This window comes from Paenibacillus sp. PastF-3 (assembly GCF_029893135.1).
GTDB classification, from domain to species: Bacteria; Bacillota; Bacilli; order Paenibacillales; family Paenibacillaceae; genus Paenibacillus_AQ; species Paenibacillus_AQ nitricinens.
The window spans coordinates 141,917-162,663 of the sequence record NZ_JARXWM010000015.1; the positions used below are offsets into that span (position 1 = coordinate 141,917).

Below are 20,747 nucleotides of genomic sequence, written 5' to 3' on the forward strand. Positions count from 1 at the left end.
CCCTGTTATGGGAGAAATACTGTTGTTAGAGGGTGTTGAAACTGTTTAAACTTATGAGCAATAAACGTCTGTTTATTCTGTTAATTACACTGGTGCTGTTCATTGTGGTGATGGGCTTCAGCTTGGCAACAAGGAGTTCTTTGTCCTGGCCGGAGAATTTTCTTAGAGATACGACTGGTTTCGTGCAAAAAATGTTCTACAAGCCCGCTGGATATGTAGCGGGCTTGTTTGAAGATATCGGAAATCTGAAAGATCTTTCTAAGGAAAATGAGCAGCTGAAGATTCTAGCCGCCCAATATGCACGTGATAAAGCCCAGTATAATTTCATTAAAGCACAGAATGAAGACTTGGAACGAAAATGGGAATTCACTCAAGAACAGAAGAATTTGTATAAATATGAATATCATATTGCGCAAGTAATTAGCCAGACTACAGAACCCAGCAACAGCACCATTGTAATTGATTTAGGCTCCAAAGATGGTGTCAGACCTAATATGTCTGTTATTTCAACCGATGGTCTGGTAGGTGTTATCAGTCAAGTTAGCAATTTCACTTCTACTGTGAAACTGATGACCATGATGGATACGAATGATCCCAACTCCCAACCTCCGATAGCAGCAACAGCTGTGGGTAAAGAGGGGAAGAGCTTTGGTATGATTGAGAGCTACGATCAGAAAACAAGTAAATTACTGATGACTAAGATCCCTCCAGGAGACCCCATTGCAAAAGGTGACGTTGTTGTTTCCTCCGGTATCGGTGGGTTATACCCACGTGGTCTGACTATCGGTACTGTTGACAGTATTGAAGTGGGAGAATATGGACTGACCTCTACAGCTGTTGTTACGCCTTCTGCAGAGTTTATGGATTGGAAGCATCTGATTGTTGTGTATACGGAGGAGCGTGCTGAATAGTGAATATGCGCAGATCTGTTCTTGTTCTGTTACTGTTCCTCTTGTTTATTCTGGAGGGAACCATTCTGCCTTGGCTGATTCCAGATGTTTGGCAGATGCGAATTATACCGAATCTCGTGTTCGTTATTCTATTGTTCGTGGCTGTATATCATCATCGTCATACAGCACTTATATTGGGTCTAACTTTCGGAATTTTACATGATGTCGTTTTCTATGGCAGAATTTTAGGAGCACATTCTTTTGCGATGGGTCTGTCGGCTTATTTAATCGGCCTTCTGTTTCAGATTCCGCGTGCTCCACTGCCTCTTATGATGACTGTGATTCTGCTCGGAAGCTTGCTAGAGGATAGTGTGTTATTTGGTATTTATAGTGTATTCAATCTAAATCAGGAGCCCTATAGCTGGGCGATTTTGAATCATATGCTGCCAACGATGCTCTTTCATTTTGCTATTGCTCTGATCCTCTACATACCGTTACGACGCCAGCTTGAGCTAATCAAGAAAGAGAAGAGTACGGAAGAAGCGGCATAAAGAAGCTTCTATTTTCTTTCTTTATAAAGCAGGAATTTAAGGGGCCCGGCACGAATGAATGAGGATAGGGGGCCAGGCATATGACAGTAAAACCCAAGCATGTAAGGATTAAGGGCATCAAGGATGGCCTGATATTCCTGCTAGACGACAAGTGTCCCTTCGAAGATCTTCTGAGCGAGCTTCGCTATAAGCTGGAGCACAGCCATCAAAATATTTTGACTGGACCGATTGTCCATGTAGATATTAAGCTGGGCAATCGTGCCGTAACTGAGGAAGATAAGGAAGCTGTGCTGGAGATTCTGAAGGGACAGGGAAATCTACTGATTCGTTCCATAGAGGCGCTTCCAGTGCCCGGCAGTGAGGATAATGACGCGTTGTTTCTAATGAGCGGGATTCTTCGTTCCGGCCAGGTGCTGCACCATGATGGAAATCTTTTATATCTGGGGGATGTGAACCCAGGAGGAACCATAACCTGTTCAGGCGATATCTATATTCTAGGATCACTTAGAGGTATGGCGCATGCTGGAGTAGATGGAAATGAAGAGGCAATTATCGCTGCTTCATTAATGTCTCCAACACAACTGCGAATTGCTGATATTATCAGTCGTCCTCCCGATGAGTGGGAAACCCGAGAAAGCAGTATGGAGTTTGCATATTTAACGAACGGAGCTATGCAAATCGATAAAATTCATAATTTAGTCAAAGTACGTCAGGATTTAAATGTGTTTAAAGGGGTGTAGCCTCCATGGGAGAAGCGATAGTCGTAACCTCGGGCAAAGGCGGAGTTGGCAAAACAACCACAACAGCCAATATTGGAACCGCACTTGCACTGCAGGGTAAAAAAGTATGTCTCGTCGATACCGACATTGGACTGCGTAATCTGGATGTAGTAATGGGGCTTGAGAATCGTATTATTTATGATCTTGTGGATGTAGCGGAGGGGCGTTGTCGCCTAAATCAAGCACTCGTTAAAGACAAACGCTTTGATGAGTTGTATATGTTGCCCGCAGCTCAAACGAAGGATAAAACGTCCGTCACTCCTGAACAAGTAAAAGATATTATTCTGGAACTGAAGAAGGAATATGAATATATTTTGATTGATTGTCCAGCAGGGATTGAACATGGCTTCCGCAATGCGATAGCCGGTGCGGATAAAGCGATCGTGGTTACCACACCAGAGCATGCTGCTGTGCGGGATGCCGATCGTATTATCGGACTGCTTGAACAGTCGCATGTGGAATCGCCAAAGCTGGTGGTAAATCGTATTCGCCCAGGTCTTGTAAAGTCTGGGGATATGCTTGATATTGAGGATATTTTACAGGTGCTGAATATTGATCTTATCGGAATTGTTCCAGATGATGAACTGGTCATTAAAGCCGCAAATAGTGGAGAGCCTACAGTTATGAATCCCGATTCGTCAGCAGCTATTGCCTACCGCAATATTGCACGTCGAATTTTAGGTGATGCTGTGCCGCTAATGCAGCTTGATCGGAAACCGGGAGCATTTAAGAAATTTAAGAAATTTTTCGGTATGGCTTAATTTTGCACCAAGCAATCTTACTATAGAAGCATTAACGATCCCACCACTAGAGAAATCTATGGGTGGGATTTATTTTTTATTGGCAATTAAGTGCTCTACCCTGGGTGGGCTTGTTCTAAAGAGACTTCCGTGCTTCATAAAATGGAAGTAAAACAAGCCCGTCCGGAGGGATAAATATGGATCTCAAATCAGATATCAAGAATCGCCGCAAGGAGCGTATTCGTAGTTTGCTGGAGGAAATCCCGGATATAGAAACCGCGGAGGTGCCTCCGTTACTCGTTATGCCTGAAAAGAGTACGAGCTTCAAGGAGTGGGGTACGGGATTTAAGCGGAATGAGGAGCAATCATCTATAGAGCCTGATCCAGAAGTGATGTGGAAAGAGAGACGTGGGGGCTGGGAGGAACCAGGAGGAGGAGGTTCTAAATTTTCTTCCGGTTTTATTCGAAGGGTTATAGCCAGTGTGCTTGTGTTTGGAGCGGTGTGGGGAGTTTTTGCAGTTCACCAGCCATGGTCCTATAAAGTCCAAGCCTTTATTAGTGATAACTTGAGTAATGATATGGATTTCACAGCAGTGCGGGTCTGGTATGAGGACAATTTTAATGGTGCACCGGCGTTCATACCGATATTTGGTGACAAAGACGAACCTGCTCAAAAGGCAGCAGCCCAACATGAGCTTAGTGCTCCGGTAGCTGGAAGCATTGTGGAGCCATTTGCTTCCACGCTAAAAGGTGTAGAAATTATGCCTCAACTCGATTCAACCTCAAATGTGACGGTGAAGAGTATAGACATGGGACGTGTTCTTTCTATCTCCAAAGAATTGAATGGTGGCATACGGATTGCGGTTCAACATTCTGGAGGAATAACAGCAGAATACGGACATTTAAATGGCACTAAACTGGAGATTGATGACTGGATTCAGAATGGAGATGAACTTGGGTGGATGCTGGAGAAAGAGGGCTCCTCAACTCCAACGCTATTTTTTGCAGTGATGAAAGACAAGACTTATATTGATCCTACAGAAGTGGTATCGTTTGATTAGGATCTTAGGGATCGATCTGTCACTACATCCATTATTCGTAATCATTATGTTGTTTTCTGTACTCACAGGACAATTTCTGGAGCTCATTACTTTATTTACGATCGTCCTCATTCATGAAATAGGACATGTGGTGGCTGCCCTTTTAGTTGGCGTTACAGTTAAATCGGTTCAGCTTCTTCCGTTTGGCGGAGTTGCGGTGATTGAGGATCATGGGCGGCTCACCGCTAGTCGTGAGATTGGCATTGCACTTGCCGGTCCGCTGCAAAATGGAATCATGATTGTTATGGCTCTTGGGCTTCAGCAAGCAGGTTATGGTAATCAGGAATTTTTAATCTATTTCATAAATGCCAATGCCATTATTGCGCTCTTTAATCTTTTGCCTGTTCTGCCACTTGACGGAGGCAAAGTACTTCAGGCTACAGTTAGTTTATTTCTTCCTTATTATTATACTTTGCTATGGTGCGGGCGAGTGAGCGTTGCTGCAAGCATTTTTGTGATTGTTTATGCGCTACTGCCTCTTGGAACGGGCGGAGGCTTGAGGCTGAATATGGTTATGATCGGTGCTTTTTTACTGTATTCAAATCTCACGGATCATCGGAATTTACCGTACCGATTCGTTGCATTTTTGATGAATAGGGAGGCAGTTTATGAGTATCATTTGCGGACAGGAAGTGTGGCTCGTCCAATTGTTGCCTTATCTGCGAAACCTTTAGATGCTATATTGCGTCTATTTAAACGTAATCAATATCATTTTATCTATGTATTAAACGGCGAAGGAAATGTTGTTGCTGTTGTGCCGGAACAGCGCTTAATATCTACCTACTTCGGAATGTAGTGTAATTATGCAGAACGTGAGAAGGGATGAATGAACGAAACCAGAGGTGAAGCCATGAAACAGATGATCGTTCACTGCACGCAGCACATTACCCGAATGGCTCTTCTGGAGAACGGAAGGCTTGTGGAGTACGCGGCTGAACGCGATCAGCAGCAAGGGCTGGTCGGAACTTATTATAAAGGCCGTGTGATTAACGTACTTCCAGGTATGCAGGCTGCTTTTGTTGACATTGGACAGAAGAAGAATGCTTTTTTATATGTTGATGATGTATTGCACCCTCATTTGGATAGACAGCCGGATGTGAAGCCTTCTATAGAGACGCTTTTGCAGCCGGGTCAGGATATTGTTGTACAAGTAAGAAAAGAGCCTAGTGGAGGCAAAGGTGCGCGTGTAACGACCCATTATACATTGCCCGGTCGCTGGATGGTGTACATGCCTTTTGCCGATTATGTTGGGGTATCCAAAAAAATAAGCCGCGATGCAGAACGTAGCCGGCTCAAAGGAATTGGTGAACGTCTGAGAATGAAAGAAGAGGGGGTTATTATGCGGACCGTCTCTCAGGATGAGCCGCATGAAGCAGTGGAAGGTGATCTTTCATTTTTACGTGCGCAATGGGATAACATTACACGTCGGGCACAAACTGCAGAAGCCCCAGCTCTATTGCATCGTGATCTTAGTATTGTTCAGCGCTTTATAAGAGATGCTTTTAATCCACAGCGTGATCAGTTGATTATAGATTCTCCAGTTGCAGTTAAGGAAGCCAAGGCATTTCTGGATGACATGGCACCTGATGGGTACAAGCCTGTGAGTTTATATAATGCACCGGAGTCCATTTTTACAGCTTATGGGGTGCAGGAACAGCTGCACAAGAGCTTCAGCCGCAAGATTACGCTGGAGGGCGGAGCGACAATGATCTGGGATGAGACGGAGGCACTCACCGTTATTGACGTAAACACCGCGCAATATATTGGAGGAGCATCGCTTGAAGAGACGGTGACGAATACGAATTTGCTTGCAGCAGAGGAAATAGGTCGTCTGATCCGTTTACGAGATACGGGTGGAATTATTATCGTTGATTTTATTGATATGGAAGAAGAAATACACCGTAAAATGGTTACCGAGCGGCTGGAGAAGGTGATCTGCAAGGATCGAACCAAAACCCATATTCTCGGTTGGACAAGACTTGGACTCCTCGAGATGACCCGGAAGAAGGCAAGACATGATTCAGCCAGCTTCGCACCTATCCTTTGTCAGTGCTGCGGAGGGACTGGGAAAGTTGGAGAATGGATGGAATGAGTTGACGATGGGCGAGAAGTATGATAATATCTTCAAGTATGTGTTTGATTCATTCGGTCCTGCACATGCTGTAACCGCTCCGATCGGGTACATAAGTGCAGTTCCCACGGGAATCTGCCACCTAGACTAGGCGAGTCTGAGACATGAGGAGGTGCAAGTAAAATGTATGCAATTATCGAAACTGGCGGTAAACAATACAAAGTCCAAGAGGGCGATGTTTTGTTCATTGAGAAGTTGGAAGCTGAAGACGGCGCAAGTGTAACTTTTGACCGTGTATTGGCTGTTTCTAACGAAGGTGGTCTGACTGCAGGAACTCCGCTCGTAAGCGGCGCGTCTGTAACAGCTAAAGTCGAGAAACATGGTAAAGGCGCTAAGGTTGTAGTTTACAAATACAAACCTAAGAAGAACTACCACAAGAAACAAGGCCATCGTCAACCGTACACGAAAGTAACTATCGAGAAGATTCAAGCGTAAGAAGGTGCGTGGAATGATTAACGTACGGATTACACGATCTTCGGATCTAGGAACTATCGTTGGCTTTGAGGTAAAAGGGCACGCGGGTTATGCCAAGCGTGGCGAAGATATCGTATGTGCCGGAGTTTCGGCCGTAACGGTTGGAACCGTCAATTCGATTGAGACTTTGACCGGAATCTCCATGGATACGTCCATGAAGAACGGATTCCTAAGTGGAACATTAAGTTCCATTGATGATTTCGATACTTCCGCGAAGGTGCAATTGCTGCTTGAATCCATGGTCGTGATGCTAAATGATATCGCAGAATCATACGGAAAGTATCTTCAAATAGAGCAAGTGAATATTTAAAGAAGGAGGTTGACAACATGTTGAAATTGAATCTTCAATTGTTCGCATCGAAAAAAGGTGTAGGTTCCACAAAAAACGGACGGGATTCCCATTCCAAACGTCTTGGCGTGAAACGTGCTGACGGTCAAGCAGTAACCGGCGGTAACATCTTGGTTCGTCAACGCGGAACAAAAATTCACCCAGGCACTAACGTAGGCATCGGTAAAGATGATACGTTGTTCGCATTGGTGGATGGCGTAGTGAAGTTCGAACGTTGGGGCCGCGATCGCAAAAAAGTGAGCGTATACCCAGTTGATGTCGCTCCGGTAGCAGCGGCACTGGAAGCGTAAGCTTACGGAACCATATTTGCATGTAGAAGCCTCCGGCATGAGTGCCGGAGGCTTTTTTGTAGAATATTCAGAAGCGTTTATGGATACCTCTTTGAGCACTTTAGAAATGTATACCTTCAGAGTTTTAAGAAAACATAAACATCCTTAGACATATGTGAAATCTCACGGTTATCTCTGGTGAACTACAGGGAACTGCTGTGTTATACTAGGAACTGGTAATTGATGAGGGTAATAATCTAAACGAAGTCATGAATTTTGCGAACTGAGGGACGGGGAGAAAGAATGAAATCCTGGAAAAGTGCAATCTGGGCAGTCATGTTATCCGTATTGCTTCCTTTAGGACTCGTGTATTGGCATACCTCCCTTTTGACGTGCCTGTTGCTTGGGATTTGGGTAGCAGCAACGGTTGCTTTCAGTTTGATTTGGAATCAGCGTCATTGGGAACGGGAACTGCGTATACAAGAGAACACTCTGCAACAGGCGGCGATTCGGACACTGAATCATCATCGTCATGATTGGATGAATGATTTGCAGATTCTTTACGGATATATTCAGCTTGGAAAGCCTGATAAATCCGTGGAGTGTGTGGAAAGAATAAAGGAACGCATAGCGCTTGATAGTCGTATCGCTAAGCTGGGCATTCCTTCATTGGTCTTCTATATCCAATCTTTCCGAACTTACCGGACTAGTCTGGAACTGGAAGTTCAAGTGGAGGAAGGATTGCAACTGGAGGAGAAGCTAAACCGGGAAGCAGGAGATGAGCTGACTTCAGTGATCATGCAGACCGTACGAGCTTATCAATATAACGGACTGGCTCCTCAGGGTGAAACGCGCAAGCTGCGTCTTGGCTTTATTCAGGATGGAGGAGACATTCTTATCTCCTTCGAAGGTGAGGGAGAGCATGGCAATCCCGAGCAGCTCAAAGGGCAAATTTATAATATAGTACAAGGGAAAATCATGAAAGCGGAGCAGTTTAAGCCCAGCAAGGCTTATGTAGAGCTGCGTTTGCCGCTTGAGATGTGAGGAAGGTGAACATTAATGTTCGTAGATAAAGCTAAGATTTATGTTAAGGGCGGAGACGGCGGGGATGGTATCGTTGCGTTTCGTCGGGAAAAGTATGTACCGGATGGTGGCCCAGCAGGTGGTGACGGTGGCCGTGGTGGCGACGTTATCTTCCGCGTAGATGAGGGCTTGCGTACGCTGATGGATTTCCGTTATCAGCGCCATTTTAAAGCAGACAAAGGAATTAAAGGACGTAACAGAAGTCAGCACGGGGCGAACGCTGATCATATGATCGTGCGAATTCCACCCGGAACCATGTTAATTGACGATGATACTCAAGAGATCATCGCCGATTTGACTCGTCATGGTCAGCAAGTTGTTGTTGCCCGTGGGGGTCGTGGGGGTCGTGGGAATGCTCGTTTTGCAACAGCGGCTAATAAGGCTCCAGAGCTAGCAGAGAACGGCGAAGAGGGTCAAGAGCGGTATATTGTTATGGAACTTAAGGTTATGGCTGATGTTGGACTTGTAGGCTTCCCGAGTGTGGGCAAATCTACGCTACTGTCGGTCGTATCCGCAGCTCAACCAAAGATTGGTGCATACCATTTCACAACGATTACACCGAACTTAGGTGTAGTGGATGTTGGGGATGGACGAAGCTTTGTAATGGCAGATCTGCCAGGATTAATTGAGGGAGCTAGTGAGGGCATAGGGCTTGGTCATGAATTCCTACGTCACGTGGAACGTACACGGATCATTATTCACGTAGTGGATATGTCTGGTTCAGAGGGGCGTGATCCCTTCGAGGATTGGGTTCTCATTAATGACGAGCTGAAGCAATATAATGCGGCTCTAATTGATCGACCTCAGATCGTGGCTGCGAATAAAATGGATATGCCAGAGTCAGAGGAGAATCTCATCTCTTTCCGAGAACGCGTAGCTGAGCTGCGTCCGGATCTTGAGATTATGCCAATCTCCTCGCTTACCCGTCAGGGTGTTCAGGAACTGTTATATCGTGCAACGGATATTCTTGATAGTATTCCAGTGGCACCGATCGTTGAAGAAGTATCAGGAACAACTGAACGTAAGGTTTATAAGCTAGAAGCGGAAGATGATAACACATTCACCATTACACGTGATAATGAAACATATGTGGTCAACAGCCCTCGTATCGAGAAAATGTTGAAACGTATGCAGCTTAGCACACATGATGCGATTCTAAAGCTCGCCCGGACTTTGCGACATATGGGTGTAGATGCAGAGCTTCGTAAACGTGGAGCTGTAGAGGGGACTATTGTCCGTATTGGTGAGTTCGAATTCGAGTTCGTAGAGAATAGTAGTTACTATTAATATTTAGCTGATTACAAAGCGCGACTTGTGTTCTCCTGTAAAGGAAGACACAAGTCGCGCTTTTTTTTAAATATAAGAAAGTATAAGTCACACCATACTATATGTTTTATATTTCTCGCTTAAACGCTTATCGTCCTTATAAGGACGTCAAAGACGCTTATACTTGTTTCCATATTGAGTATATTTTTTTCATGAAAAGAACCCAAAACACGATATATATCGTATACAATAAATATCGAAATACACAATTTCCCATCCGGGAACGCATACGTTATTCATATATCATAGATGATGAAAGAGGGAATAGCAGATGGCAATTATAGAAGTGGTGAAGTACGACGGTCCTCCGGGGATTTTCGCATGGAAATATCCTAACCAAGAGCTTGGGACGTGGACTCAGCTAATCGTTAATGAATCTCAGGAAGCGATCCTATTCAAGGGCGGACAAGCGCTTGATTCCTTTACGGCAGGGCGGCACACCCTGAGCACCGCCAATATTCCTATTTTATCTAATATCGTCAACCTTCCTTTCGGTGGGAAGTCGCCGTTCACAGCAGAAGTATGGTATGTGAACAAGACCAATTCGATGAATGTTAAATGGGGAACCAGCGCACCTTTACAACTCCAGGATCCTAAATACAAAATAATGATTTCTGTTCGTTCCTTCGGACAGTTTGGTGTAAAGGTGGATAATCCGCGCAAATTTTTGTTGCAGCTTGTTGGAACGCTTCCTCAGTTTGATCACGATACGCTCGTGAATTATTTCCGCGGCTTGCTTATGTCGAATATAAATGAACTGATCTCATCCTACCTTGTACATAAGCAAATCAGTATATTGGAGATTAATGCCTATGTTGCAGAGATCTCAAAGCATATCCAGGGGCGGCTAGCATCAACTTTTCTGGATAATGGACTTGAGCTGAATAATTTCTATATTGATTCCATTAATATTCCTGATGATGATCCGGCAACGATTCGACTAAAGGAAGCTTTAGCTAAAAAAGCAGAAATGGATATTATCGGCTTCAACTATCAGCAGGAGCGTGGCTTTAACACGATGGAAAAAGCAGCAGGTAATCCTGGTAATCTTGGAGTAGGCATGATGAACACCGGGATGGGGCTTGGACTTGGTATGGGGTTCGCTGGACCGGCTATGGATATGGTGAATCGTATGACCCGAGGGATGAGTTTTGATTCAGGGAATACAGTTGTGCGCCAAGAGCGCTCCTGTTCGAAGTGTGGGGTTATGAATTCTGTTGAAGGAAGGTTCTGCAGTGGCTGTGGGCATGCTCTGGAGAGCATTCAGCAAAGCGCATCGTCCGGAAACAAGATCAATTGTTTGGAATGTGGACATGAATTGAAAGCAGGAGCCAAGTTCTGTCCTGGTTGTGGCAATCCTTATCGTGCTTGTCCAACCTGCGGAGCAGATAATCCTGAGGGTGCATCTTCCTGTGTCTCTTGTGGAAAAGAAATGCCTAAAGCCTGTGGTAAATGTGGAGAAATGGTATCGCCAGGGGTGAAATTCTGCCCTCACTGTGGAGATAGCTTGGTTATTAAATGCGGAGGTTGTGGGCATGAGCTGAATCCTGGACAAAAATTTTGTGCAGAGTGTGGAGCAAAAGCAGGCTGAAGGAGGACGTTATGAACAAGGGCAAAAGCTATATTCGTATCATCACCATTATTTATGTGGCTGCTATAATACTAACGGTATTCTCCTTTATAGGGTTAGGCTTCTCTGAATCACTGTTTCGATTCTTGACTTCGCTAGTTGCTGTTCTGCTTGCGGAGAGTGTGGTGTATGGCTATTGTATTTTTTGGCTCCGTACTGCAGGTAGTGTGCAGCGGACCTCACCCGTTCTTCTCAGCGGTGCATTCATCACGGGGATTTATGCGGCTGGAGTATTCGCATCGGCTATTGTCTTCGATTGGCTACTGGAGCTGTCTCCTCTGTGGTATGCTGCCGTTCAACTGCTGATTCTTTTAATGGGTGGAATCACGCTGGCTGTGATCGGGATTTATGGATGGAATGCCGGAAGTGAAGAACAGCAAAGGCAGAGGTCTATGCAAGCTTTTCGGCAGCATCAGAGTGAAATAAACGAGATCAGTGCGCTGGCAAGCAGCTGGAAGAATCCCGAAACTGAACAGCTTATAAAAGTGCTCAATAATTTACGAGATCAATTCAAGTTCAGTGATCCTATATCAGATCCATCTTTGTATGCTACTGAGGACATCATGAATCAGCAGATCGCCCTGTTGCATGATCATGTGAAGCTTCTGCTTATGACAAATGAGCCACATGAGAACTGGCAAGCTGAAATCAACGAAATGGCCGACAGCATTAAGGCTACACTTGAACGGCGGAATCGGGAATTAGCAGCCCTTAAATAGGAGGAAATAACTACATGAACAGATTGAACATACAAGAGCCGTCACCGAGCCCAGCGGGGAGTACAGCGGTTCCTCTAATTAAGTTAGATCGGACTGGGTTTGATTATCTCATTCTTGCGGCAGCTTATCTATTCACACCCATTGGACTCGTTCTTGCATTGTTACGTTTGATGCTAACTCATTATAAAAATCATCGGAGACCAACCAATCTAAATCTGATCATGCATGTATTTATCGGAGGATTTGTTGAGCTCTCTATTGCAATGTTTGTGGATACCATGAGTGGAAACACTGGAACTTCCGAATTGTTAACGATCCAGATTTTCCTTGCAGTCATATTTTTGATTCCGGCACTTATTCTTGCGAATGTGACAGCAAAAGCTAAACATACGCTTTCTAAGCTTAATACTTCTTATATAGAGCTGATTCTGAATAAAAATATCCGATATGTCGGCAGTATATCTGAACGGATAGGTCAAAGCGAAAGCGATGTACGGAGAGATGTCCAGTATCTCAAGAATAAAGGATTACTGGATATTGATATTGTACTTTCCGAGGGGCGCCAGACGCCAGATCCGTCCATGGCAGCACCTAATCTTGTACATTCTGGAAGGGCATCAGGCTTCGGAGCCCAAGCTTCGGGTCAGCAGATTCATTCTCAGCCGCAGTCCTCACCGCTGCTGCCTAAGTCCATCCGTTGTCCGGGCTGCGGGGCACAGAACACGGTTCAGCCTAGTCAGTCAAAGAGCTGTGATTATTGTGGAACAATGATATCGTACAGTTAATGCCAAGGTTCTCCCTGAGCATTGTAGATATAACTTAACTAGGGGAGATAGAAGATGAGTAAATTGGATATACGAAGGCAGCCACCAACAACAGGCAAACCGATATATAAGCATGAATATGAGCGGACAACATTTGACAATACGATTATTGTGCTCGCCTATGTACTTGCACCACTTGGGTTGATCCTGGCGATCATTCGGTCATTATCTACACATTCCAAGATTCAACGCAAAGCAAGTAATTATAACCTGCTATATCATGCCTGTATGGGCGCCTTTATAGCGCTGGGTATTTATTTCGTAGTAGCTAAAATGATGGGCGAAATTGACTATGTTGCGCTCTTGATCAGATTAGTAATGATCTACGCACTATTTAGGATTCCCGCCATCAAGTTTTCAGTTAAAGCCAAAAATAAGAAAGAAGGGTTCACCAATCTTTGCAATGACTACATCGCATTGATTCTTGTGGATGGGATTAGGCATATCGGCAGTCTGTCTGATATTCGTGGCTATAGTGAAGCAGATGTTCGTAAGCATTTAGAATATTTAATAGACCAGGGACTGCTTGATCCAGATATCGTTTATTACGAAGGCCGAATAGCCAATCCGTTTGTGAAATTGCCGCCGAAGCTTACTCATTCTGAACAGACAAGATCTTCAAGGGATGTGAACAGCTCGAACATTACAGAGCAGCAGCCGAACAGGGCACAATCAGAGCCTAAACCACAGTCAACAAAGTATATTCTCTGCCAAGGGTGTGGTGCGCAGAACAAGGTCCTTGCGGGTCAGTCCAAAGAATGTGAATATTGCGGGACAACGATTGCGTACAGCTGATGCAGACAGCCTTGCATGAAATGGGGGATCAACTTAGATGAGCAAATTGAAAATACAATCGGAGGGTCCACCGCTAGTCCGAGTACCAGAGAATGACCATCACTACCGAGTCAAGCGCGATAGGACGATATTTGATCGTTTGATTATATGGATTGCTTATTTGTTTGCACCGCTTGGATTCCTATTGACGATGATCCGATTTGCAACTACACATTACAAAAATGAGCGAAAATCAATTAATTTTAAGCTGCTGTATCATGTGTTCATGGGAGCTTTTATGGAGCTTGCTCTCCTGTTTGCTTTGATGACGTATAAAGGTGATTTTAAGTGGTTCATATTATTGATTATCTTGGTTATGCTTTATGTGATCTTTGTGCTTCCAGCCCGTAACTTCTCTTCGCAGTCTACCTTAGTATATGGGCGATTTGAGTTTCTCTGTAAAAGTTACCTTAAGCTAATTAACGTGGATAATGTAAGACATATTGGAAATATAGCTGATACAGTTAAGGAAAGTGAAGCGGATGTACGTAGAGACCTGCGATATTTAATAGACTGGGGGATGCTTGCTCCGGATATTGTTTATTATGAAGGACGCGTCAAGCTTCTAGATAATCAACCGTCGAATCTTGGGCATCCTGATCAAGCACTGCCACAGTCCACCCTAGAATCACAGAGCAGAAGTACCTCTGAACAGCAGACAACTTGGGAGCAAACATCGCTTAGGAGCAAAGATAAATCCCCACGACAGCTGCCCAAGTCCATAGGCTGCCCAAGCTGTGGTGCCAAGAATAGGGTGCTGCCGGGTCAGGACAAGATCTGTGATTATTGCGGGACGACGATTCCATACAGTTAGCGCACATACGATTGCCTGCTGCCCCGGGGAATCCGGGGCTTTTGCTGCACCGAACCGCCTGGCCTCAGAGTATACATATAAAGTTATTGCATTTTATAAGTCTTTTCCGATATAATGTCCACTAAGAAAACACAAAAGTCTTTGAGGTGAGGACGTTCGTGAAAGAACGCTATTATTTGGTCCGGGAGGACATATTACCTGATGCCGTACTTAAGACTATGCAGGTGAAGCAATTACTTGAAGCTGGGGATGCGAAGACCGTACATGAAGGTGTAGAACAGGTAGGATTAAGCCGAAGTGCTTTTTATAAATACAAGGATGGCATTCACCTGATCCATCAGTTAGAACGTGAGCGAATTGTTACGATCTCTATGGATTTAGAACATGAATCCGGGATGCTCTCCAAGGTTCTGGGATCTGTGGCGGGGCATGGGGCTAACGTGCTGACGATTCATCAGAGTATTCCGCTACAAGGACGAGCGAATGTGGTGATCTCCGTGGAAATCTCACATTTGAATGAGGAGCTCGGAGAGATGCTGGATAGTCTGAAGGATATTCCGGGAGTGAAGCGCGCCCTAATCGTTGGACAGGGATAGAGAAGTTATATACGTAAAACTTTTAGGAGGATACAGATGAAGCCGGTTAAAGTAGGATTGCTGGGTCTGGGAACAGTTGGTACAGGTGTAGTTCGTATCGTGGAAGGAAATCAGGAGGATTTAAGCAGTCAAGTTGGCTCTCCAATACTCATTGAGCGTATAGCGGTGAATAATTCCAATAAGCCACGTGATATTGAAGTTGATCCTGCCAAAATAACAACGGATCCATGGGAGGTTATTCGTGACCCTGAGATTGATGTAATCGTTGAAGTGATGGGCGGTATCGATGGAACAAAGGAATATATTCTTGAAGCTTTGGACCACGGTAAGCATATCGTCACTGCGAACAAAGATTTGATGGCGCTGCATGGTTCAGAGATTCTGGCTAAGGCACAAGAAAAGCAATGTGATGTCTTTTATGAGGCTAGTGTTGCTGGTGGTATTCCGATTATTCGGACGCTTATCGAAGGCTTTTCTTCCGATAAGATCATGAAGATTATAGGGATTGTGAATGGAACAACTAATTACATACTAACCAAAATGAGTCAAGAAGGCGCATCCTATAGTGATGTGTTAAAAGAAGCGCAGGATCTGGGTTATGCAGAGTCTGATCCAACTTCCGATGTTGAAGGGCTGGATGCTGCCCGCAAAATGGCGATTCTCGGAACCTTAGGTTTCCGCACTAACGTAGAGCTTCATGATGTCAGTGTGAGCGGGATTTCAGAAGTGAGTAAAGCCGATATCGCTTTTGCAAAGCGTCTTGGTTACGAAATTAAGCTGGTAGGCATCGCTGAACGTCAGGATGAAGCATTCAGTATCAGTGTTCAGCCAACCTTGATTCGGGCAAGTCATCCATTGGCTTCCGTTAATGGTGTGTTCAACGCAGTGTATGTTTATGGTGAAGCTGTCGGAGAGACTATGTTCTACGGTGCGGGAGCGGGCGCTATGCCAACTGCAACCTCGGTCGTCGCTGATTTGGTAGCTGTTATCAAGAACCTTAAGCTGGGTGTCAATGGATTGAAGCAGATCGTACCTTATAAGCAGAAAAAGCTTAAGAGTGATGAGGATATTTTTTATAAGAACTTCCTTCTTTTGCACGTTGACGATAAAGCAGGCGTATTGGCCAAGATTACTCAAGTGTTTGCCGAGTACGATGTGAGTCTGGATTCGGTAGTTCAGCAAGCCAATCCAAATAATCCTGACGCGGAAATTATTATTGTTACTCATAATGCGAGTAAAGCGAGTATGAACAAAGTGCTGCGTCACTTTAAGGAACTGAAAGTCATCCACCGGATCAAGAGCCATTATCGTGTAGAAGGCTAGAACTGTAGCTAGGGTATACTTTTTATATTTAAACAATGAGTAAGGAGATTGCACCTGTTATGAGTACTTATGGAGTAGCAAGGGTTAAAGTACCTGCTAGTACAGCTAATCTTGGTCCGGGCTTCGATACTCTCGGCATGGCTTTGCCGCTGTATGCCTGGATTGAGATGGAGGAAGCCGAGGAGACTGTTTTTCATCTTTATGGTGATGAGATGAAGGGAGTGGCTCAGGATAAGAGTAATTTACTCTATAAGGTCGCTCAAATGGTATTTGCAGAGGCAGGCGTTACGGTGCCTGAAATATCTATATCGATGTACTCTGAGATTCCGCTTACACGTGGGCTCGGCAGCAGTGCTTCAGCCATCATTGGGGGTATGGTCGCTGCTAATACGATGATCGGTTCTCCACTGGATGATGCCAAGCTGTTTGATATGGCTACCCAGCTTGAGAAGCATCCCGACAATGTGGGGGCTTCCTTGTTTGGTGGCATCATTACCGCAGTGTGGGACGGTGATCATGCGGATTACGTTCGCCTAGAACCTCCACAAGATCTAGAGGTTCTAGTGGTTATTCCTGAATTCGAGCTGGAAACCACAAAAGCACGGGGAGTGCTTCCAACAGAAATCTCAGTTAGTGATGCTGTGTACAACATCAGCAGAACCTCTTTAATGACAGCCTCCTTTGCATCAGGTCGGCTTGACCTGATCAGCAGAGCGATGCAGGATCGTCTGCATCAGCCCTATCGAGCAGCACTTATTCCAGGCATGGAGAAGCTGCTCGCGGAAGCGCCTAACCACGGTGCTTTAGGAATCGCACTTAGCGGTGCCGGTCCTACCCTGCTGTGTTTAGTTGATCGCCATGAGACTCGTAAGCAAGAGCTTGAGGATTTCCTGATAAATACGATGCAAGAACACGGCATCTCTGCTCAGACTTGCTGGCTTATGCCTTGTACTTCAGGTGTTACATCAAAGCTTCTTGAAAGAAACGAGATGCAAAACGTTTCATTTTTGGATATGATAAAAGGAGAAGTACGGTTATGAAATCAATAGCGGTATTGCCGCAGGGCTCGGTATCTCACGAAGCGCTGCTGCATTTGTTTAAAGGTGAACCTGTGAATATTGTGCATCACAAGTTAATTTCCGATGTCTTTCTCTCAACGGCTGGTGGCGCCACTGACTACAGCGTTATCCCGATTGAGAACACGATTGAAGGCTCAGTTAGTCTACATATTGATTGGCTCATTAATGAGGTCGATCTGCCTATGCAGGCTGAATGGATCTTTCCTTCGATACAGAATCTCATCGGTCACCCGCTGGAATTCAGAGATGCTGACGGGAATAAGGATTTCACTAGAATGAAAAAAATCCTTTCGCATCCGGTTGCCATGGCACAATGCATGCAATTTGTTCGGAAGCATGCACCTTGGGCTGAACTGGAGTCGGTCGGAAGTACCTCGGAAGCTGTCGAAATCGTTAAGAACAATCCTGGCAAGGGCTGGGCTGCAATAGGTACGGCTCTTGGCGCTGCTACTCATGGGCTAGAGATTGTAGATCGGAAAGTTACAGATCACAATAACAACTACACACGATTTGTTCTTGTTGGCCCGCAGAAGGCAGATCTTCCACGGAGCAGCAATGGGGTAAAGACGAGTGTCCTTGTAACGTTGCCGGAGGATTTTCCAGGTGCTTTACATCAGGTCCTCGCTGCCTTTTCTTGGCGGAAGCTGAATTTATCGCGTATTGAATCACGACCAACGAAAAAGAAGTTGGGTACTTATTATTTTTATATTGATGTGCTGGAACCGATAGAATCAGTCCTGCTGCCAGGAGCGATTGAAGAGATTAGCGCTTTAGGCTGTCAGGTTCGGATTCTGGGCTCGTATCCCACATACACCTATGAGGAAGAGAAAGCGGAGGTGCAGTAAATTCATGGCTGAACAATGGATCTATCTGGATGGACAACACGTAACTAAGGAAAATGCAAAGGTATCCGTTTTTGATCACGGTTTTTTGTATGGAGACGGCATATTCGAAGGTATTCGTATCTACAACGGTAATATTTTTAAATGTAAAGAGCATTTGGACAGACTATATGATTCGGCGAAGTCGATCATGCTGGACATTCCGCTCACTTATGACGAGATGCTGGAAGCTATGGCTGAAACGATTCGCCTTAACGACATGCGTAACGGCTATATTCGACTGATCGTATCCCGTGGTCCTGGTAACTTGGGTCTTGACCCACGTCGTTGTCCTAAAGCCAGCGTAATCATTATCGTTGAACAACTGGCTATTTACCCAGAAGAAGCGTACATCAACGGGCTTCGTGCTGTTTCTGTATCCCAACGTCGTAATATTCCGGATGCACTGAATCCGAAGATTAAATCGCTTAACTATCTCAATAATATTCTAGTGAAAATTCAATCCAATCTGGCAGAAGCCGATGAAGCGATTATGATGAATGCCCAAGGATATGTTACTGAGGGATCTGGCGATAATATTTTCATTATCAAACATGGTGTGGTCTTCACTCCTCCTTGCTATTTGGGAGCGCTTGAAGGAATCACACGTCTGGCGATCATCGAGTTATGTGAGAAATTGGGTATTAAGCTAAAAGAAGAACCGTTCACTATGCATGATGTTTACATAGCGGACGAGGTATTCTTCACAGGTACTGCTGCTGAAGTTATTGCTGCGCGTGAAATTGACGGCCGAATCATTGGCGAAGGACAAGCGGGTCCAATCACTTTGAAATTACTTGAAGAGTTCCGCAACGTTGTTGACAAAGATGGCTACAAGGTTTGGGAATAACAGTTAATCGTACAATGTGCTCTTTACGTGCTAGTCGTGTAATGAGTATTGAATAGGCATTAGATATCCTTTCATGCATATGAAGAAGATGGCCGGAGGTCTCTGGTAAATCTTTTCATGTCTCATGAAAGGATTTTTTTTATTTCAGGGATGTCATTCGCCCATGGGCTGCATAAGATGTAGTAACGAAGGAGGCGGCTGTACCGCATATAACTTTGTAAGAGAGCAATGTTCCATCCAAAGGGTGTTTGCTTTCAAAGCCAGTTTTGCTGTGTAGCTGTAAGAAAGCAATACTCCACAAAACTTTTAGGAGGTTAATGCTACGTGAAAATACACATTGTCAAACAAGGCGATAGTCTGTATGCATTATCGCAAAAGTACGGAGTGCCGTTACAAAAAATTATTGAAGCTAATCCACAGATCAGTAATCCGAATGTGCTGGCACTTGGTGAAAAAGTAAAAATACCTACGGCTCCTGTATCCGTACCGGATAACAGTGAAGTTTACTACAAGCATACAGTCAAACAAGGAGATACCTTATGGAAATTATCTAAGGCGTGGGGAATCCCCTTAAAGGATATGGTTGAAGCAAACCCCCAGCTAAAGAATCCGAATGTATTGATGTTAGGAGAAGTAGTCAACATTCCTAAAAAAACATCAAACGCTTCACCCGTACAGCCAGGCTACATGCCTTCTAATGCTTCTGAGAAAACACAAGTTGGCGGGAAGGAATATACGGGTCCAAAAGAACAGCCAGTTGCTGAAGTAGTTCCTGCACCAAAACCGGAAACTAAACCAGAGGTCAAACCAGAAACTAAACCGGAAGCAAAAGCAGAAAATAAGCCTGAGGCAAAAGCAGAAAATAAACCCGAAGCTAAAGCGGAAACTAAACCTGCACCTAAATCATCGCCCAATGTCTCACCTTTGTATAATTCTGCACCACACCCATCAATGAACATCGCCCCTATTAATACTCAAAATGCTGCACCAAATCCTGCGCCGAATATGCAGATGGAAGTTGCTCCTGTGCAAGAAATTGAAATGCAGAGCTTATTCGTTCAGATTACAGTTCCAAATCAAGAGCCTGTAGCTCATCATGAGGCAGCAAAAGCTGAGATGAAGCCATTGGCTTACCAAGAGGAAAAGGCAGATTCTTGTGACAATATGGGATATCCAGGCCTAGGAGGAAATCCTTATCTCTATGATTCCTATCAAAATAGCCCTAATATGAATATGAATTGGGCACCAAGTTATGTTCAACCGGCGTCATATGGACCTGAGTGCATGTCTCCATACAACTATTCAGAAAATATGTATTCACCTAACATGAGTCCAGAACAATGGAATCCGAACGCTGCACCTAATATGATGAGTCCAGAACAATGGAATCCGAACGCTGCACCTAATATGATGAGTCCAGAACAATGGAATCCGAACGCTGCACCTAATATGATGAGTCCAGAACAATGGAATCCGAACGCTGCACCTAATATGATGAGTCCAGA

General features: G+C 44.7%; 24 protein-coding genes and 1 other annotated feature. All 24 genes read left to right on the plus strand.

Annotation, left to right across the window (positions count from 1 at the left end; genetic code table 11):
- Positions 1-32: 32 nt before the first annotated feature.
- On the plus strand, positions 33-911 hold the full coding sequence (gene mreC, locus M2444_RS25175) for a rod shape-determining protein MreC (protein ID WP_094878113.1): 879 nt from the start codon (positions 33-35) through the stop codon (positions 909-911).
- On the plus strand, positions 911-1,441 hold the full coding sequence (gene mreD, locus M2444_RS25180; RefSeq protein ID WP_280788307.1) for a rod shape-determining protein MreD: 531 nt from the start codon (positions 911-913) through the stop codon (positions 1,439-1,441). Before mreC ends, mreD begins: the two co-directional genes overlap by 1 nt.
- A gap of 80 nt (positions 1,442-1,521) precedes the next feature.
- Positions 1,522-2,181 carry a septum site-determining protein MinC gene (gene minC, locus M2444_RS25185; protein ID WP_280788308.1) on the plus strand — a complete coding sequence of 220 codons (660 nt, stop codon included), beginning with the start codon at positions 1,522-1,524 and terminating at the stop codon, positions 2,179-2,181.
- Positions 2,182-2,186: 5 nt separating this feature from the next.
- On the plus strand, positions 2,187-2,981 hold the full coding sequence (gene minD / locus M2444_RS25190) for a septum site-determining protein MinD (protein ID WP_042130573.1): 795 nt from the start codon (positions 2,187-2,189) through the stop codon (positions 2,979-2,981).
- 176 nt (positions 2,982-3,157) lie between these two features.
- The gene (locus M2444_RS25195; RefSeq protein ID WP_280788309.1) at positions 3,158-4,021 is read left to right on the plus strand and encodes a M23 family metallopeptidase; all 864 of its coding nucleotides are present in this window, start codon (positions 3,158-3,160) and stop codon (positions 4,019-4,021) included.
- On the plus strand, positions 4,014-4,856 hold the full coding sequence (locus M2444_RS25200) for a site-2 protease family protein (protein WP_094878110.1): 843 nt from the start codon (positions 4,014-4,016) through the stop codon (positions 4,854-4,856). Before M2444_RS25195 ends, M2444_RS25200 begins: the two co-directional genes overlap by 8 nt.
- A 54-nt stretch (positions 4,857-4,910) precedes the next feature.
- Positions 4,911-6,152: an Rne/Rng family ribonuclease gene (locus tag M2444_RS25205; protein WP_280788320.1), complete on the plus strand. Its 1,242-nt coding sequence runs from the start codon at positions 4,911-4,913 to the stop codon at positions 6,150-6,152.
- Complete coding sequence (locus M2444_RS25210; RefSeq protein ID WP_280788310.1) at positions 6,133-6,282, plus strand: hypothetical protein; 150 nt, start codon at positions 6,133-6,135, stop codon at positions 6,280-6,282. Before M2444_RS25205 ends, M2444_RS25210 begins: the two co-directional genes overlap by 20 nt.
- Positions 6,215-6,300, plus strand: a sequence feature (ribosomal protein L21 leader region). It overlaps the preceding gene by 68 nt.
- Positions 6,301-6,314: 14 nt before the next feature.
- A complete protein-coding gene (gene rplU, locus M2444_RS25215) occupies positions 6,315-6,626 on the plus strand; it encodes a 50S ribosomal protein L21 (protein ID WP_042130566.1) in 312 nt (103 codons plus the stop codon).
- Between the two features lie 13 nt (positions 6,627-6,639).
- Positions 6,640-6,975, plus strand: a complete 336-nt coding sequence (locus M2444_RS25220) for a ribosomal-processing cysteine protease Prp (RefSeq protein WP_042130565.1) — start codon at positions 6,640-6,642, stop codon at positions 6,973-6,975.
- Positions 6,976-6,992: 17 nt separating this feature from the next.
- Positions 6,993-7,304 carry a 50S ribosomal protein L27 gene (gene rpmA, locus M2444_RS25225; protein ID WP_042130564.1) on the plus strand — a complete coding sequence of 104 codons (312 nt, stop codon included), beginning with the start codon at positions 6,993-6,995 and terminating at the stop codon, positions 7,302-7,304.
- Positions 7,305-7,586: 282 nt separating this feature from the next.
- A complete protein-coding gene (locus tag M2444_RS25230) occupies positions 7,587-8,327 on the plus strand; it encodes a Spo0B domain-containing protein (RefSeq protein ID WP_094878109.1) in 741 nt (246 codons plus the stop codon).
- Positions 8,328-8,342: 15 nt separating this feature from the next.
- Positions 8,343-9,653, plus strand: a complete 1,311-nt coding sequence (obgE, locus tag M2444_RS25235) for a GTPase ObgE (RefSeq protein ID WP_094878108.1) — start codon at positions 8,343-8,345, stop codon at positions 9,651-9,653.
- Between the two features lie 310 nt (positions 9,654-9,963).
- Complete coding sequence (locus tag M2444_RS25240; RefSeq protein ID WP_280788311.1) at positions 9,964-11,283, plus strand: SPFH domain-containing protein; 1,320 nt, start codon at positions 9,964-9,966, stop codon at positions 11,281-11,283.
- Between the two features lie 11 nt (positions 11,284-11,294).
- The gene (locus M2444_RS25245) at positions 11,295-12,041 is read left to right on the plus strand and encodes a hypothetical protein (protein WP_280788312.1); all 747 of its coding nucleotides are present in this window, start codon (positions 11,295-11,297) and stop codon (positions 12,039-12,041) included.
- Positions 12,042-12,055: 14 nt separating this feature from the next.
- A complete protein-coding gene (locus M2444_RS25250; RefSeq protein WP_280788313.1) occupies positions 12,056-12,826 on the plus strand; it encodes a hypothetical protein in 771 nt (256 codons plus the stop codon).
- A gap of 54 nt (positions 12,827-12,880) precedes the next feature.
- Complete coding sequence (locus tag M2444_RS25255) at positions 12,881-13,660, plus strand: hypothetical protein (protein WP_280788314.1); 780 nt, start codon at positions 12,881-12,883, stop codon at positions 13,658-13,660.
- Between the two features lie 37 nt (positions 13,661-13,697).
- The gene (locus tag M2444_RS25260) at positions 13,698-14,513 is read left to right on the plus strand and encodes a hypothetical protein (RefSeq protein ID WP_280788315.1); all 816 of its coding nucleotides are present in this window, start codon (positions 13,698-13,700) and stop codon (positions 14,511-14,513) included.
- A gap of 158 nt (positions 14,514-14,671) precedes the next feature.
- Positions 14,672-15,109 carry an ACT domain-containing protein gene (locus tag M2444_RS25265; RefSeq protein WP_060621882.1) on the plus strand — a complete coding sequence of 146 codons (438 nt, stop codon included), beginning with the start codon at positions 14,672-14,674 and terminating at the stop codon, positions 15,107-15,109.
- 36 nt (positions 15,110-15,145) lie between these two features.
- Positions 15,146-16,432, plus strand: a complete 1,287-nt coding sequence (locus M2444_RS25270) for a homoserine dehydrogenase (protein WP_094873201.1) — start codon at positions 15,146-15,148, stop codon at positions 16,430-16,432.
- Between the two features lie 59 nt (positions 16,433-16,491).
- Entirely contained in the window at positions 16,492-17,472 is a 981-nt protein-coding gene (thrB, locus tag M2444_RS25275) for a homoserine kinase (protein ID WP_094878820.1), read from the plus strand.
- Complete coding sequence (gene pheA, locus M2444_RS25280; protein WP_094873197.1) at positions 17,469-18,356, plus strand: prephenate dehydratase; 888 nt, start codon at positions 17,469-17,471, stop codon at positions 18,354-18,356. Before thrB ends, pheA begins: the two co-directional genes overlap by 4 nt.
- Positions 18,357-18,360: 4 nt before the next feature.
- Entirely contained in the window at positions 18,361-19,242 is an 882-nt protein-coding gene (gene ilvE / locus M2444_RS25285; RefSeq protein ID WP_280788316.1) for a branched-chain-amino-acid transaminase, read from the plus strand.
- Positions 19,243-19,566: 324 nt separating this feature from the next.
- Positions 19,567-20,747 (plus strand): LysM peptidoglycan-binding domain-containing protein (locus M2444_RS25290; RefSeq protein WP_280788317.1); only part of this gene is annotated, 1,181 nt, incomplete at its 3' end.

Coding starts and splice junctions, on each gene's coding strand:
- minC (WP_280788308.1), top strand. CDS start 1,522: ATGACAGTAAAACCCAAGCATGTAAGGATTAAGGGCATCAAGGATGGC.
- minD (WP_042130573.1), top strand. CDS start 2,187: ATGGGAGAAGCGATAGTCGTAACCTCGGGCAAAGGCGGAGTTGGCAAA.
- M2444_RS25195 (WP_280788309.1), top strand. CDS start 3,158: ATGGATCTCAAATCAGATATCAAGAATCGCCGCAAGGAGCGTATTCGT.
- M2444_RS25205 (WP_280788320.1), top strand. CDS start 4,911: ATGAAACAGATGATCGTTCACTGCACGCAGCACATTACCCGAATGGCT.
- rplU (WP_042130566.1), top strand. CDS start 6,315: ATGTATGCAATTATCGAAACTGGCGGTAAACAATACAAAGTCCAAGAG.
- M2444_RS25220 (WP_042130565.1), top strand. CDS start 6,640: ATGATTAACGTACGGATTACACGATCTTCGGATCTAGGAACTATCGTT.
- rpmA (WP_042130564.1), top strand. CDS start 6,993: ATGTTGAAATTGAATCTTCAATTGTTCGCATCGAAAAAAGGTGTAGGT.
- M2444_RS25230 (WP_094878109.1), top strand. CDS start 7,587: ATGAAATCCTGGAAAAGTGCAATCTGGGCAGTCATGTTATCCGTATTG.
- obgE (WP_094878108.1), top strand. CDS start 8,343: ATGTTCGTAGATAAAGCTAAGATTTATGTTAAGGGCGGAGACGGCGGG.
- M2444_RS25240 (WP_280788311.1), top strand. CDS start 9,964: ATGGCAATTATAGAAGTGGTGAAGTACGACGGTCCTCCGGGGATTTTC.
- M2444_RS25245 (WP_280788312.1), top strand. CDS start 11,295: ATGAACAAGGGCAAAAGCTATATTCGTATCATCACCATTATTTATGTG.
- M2444_RS25250 (WP_280788313.1), top strand. CDS start 12,056: ATGAACAGATTGAACATACAAGAGCCGTCACCGAGCCCAGCGGGGAGT.
- M2444_RS25255 (WP_280788314.1), top strand. CDS start 12,881: ATGAGTAAATTGGATATACGAAGGCAGCCACCAACAACAGGCAAACCG.
- M2444_RS25260 (WP_280788315.1), top strand. CDS start 13,698: ATGAGCAAATTGAAAATACAATCGGAGGGTCCACCGCTAGTCCGAGTA.
- M2444_RS25270 (WP_094873201.1), top strand. CDS start 15,146: ATGAAGCCGGTTAAAGTAGGATTGCTGGGTCTGGGAACAGTTGGTACA.
- thrB (WP_094878820.1), top strand. CDS start 16,492: ATGAGTACTTATGGAGTAGCAAGGGTTAAAGTACCTGCTAGTACAGCT.
- pheA (WP_094873197.1), top strand. CDS start 17,469: ATGAAATCAATAGCGGTATTGCCGCAGGGCTCGGTATCTCACGAAGCG.
- ilvE (WP_280788316.1), top strand. CDS start 18,361: ATGGCTGAACAATGGATCTATCTGGATGGACAACACGTAACTAAGGAA.